The 578-nt window shown below is 53.6% G+C and carries 2 protein-coding genes; both read right to left on the minus strand.

All coding sequences use genetic code 11. The features are described 5' to 3' along the window. Positions 1-327 (minus strand): IS3 family transposase (locus tag MHK00_RS11840; protein ID WP_250412013.1); only part of this gene is annotated, 327 nt, incomplete at its 3' end. Further along, positions 327-578: transposase (locus MHK00_RS11845; RefSeq protein WP_234447513.1), on the minus strand; the 252-nt coding region annotated here is incomplete at its 5' end. The genes MHK00_RS11840 and MHK00_RS11845, both read right to left, overlap by 1 nt.

Below are 578 nucleotides of genomic sequence, written 5' to 3' on the forward strand. Positions count from 1 at the left end.
TTGAATCGTTGTCACCGGGACAAAGGCACGCGGTGAAATCCCTTCAATTCCCATCAGGCGCATCCGCTTAGCCACAGTCTTGCGATTCAGGGTGATCTGGTAGCGCTCGGTAAGTTCTGCGGTGATCCGGGGAGCACCATAAACCTCATCGGAGTCTTTCCAGATCTGATGAATCTTTCGGTCAACGCCATCGTAAAATGCAGCACGATCATTTTCGCCAGATAGTCGCTTCTGCTGCGTATCAGCCCATTTGTAGTATCCAGACCGAGACACTTTTAATAGCCGTGCCATGCGTTTGATGCTGTAGTTTGCCTTCTCCTGCTGCATCAATTCGAACTTTTCTGCTCGCGTTGCTTCGCGGCGAAGAAGGCTGTCGCTTTTGACAAGAACTCATTATCCATCTTGGCTTCCGCCAACTCACGGCGCAGACGAGCATTCTCAGCACGAAGATCCGCCTCACTCATCCCATCCGAGGCCCCTCGGCGTTCACGCTCGAGTTTGACCCACCGGCCTAAAAGCCCGGCGGAGACGCCAATCTCCTTAGCCACATGAGCGATCGGGCGCTCTGACTCGATTAC

The sequence above is a fragment of the Corynebacterium tuberculostearicum genome, assembly GCF_022347385.1.
GTDB classification, from domain to species: Bacteria; Actinomycetota; Actinomycetes; order Mycobacteriales; family Mycobacteriaceae; genus Corynebacterium; species Corynebacterium tuberculostearicum_M.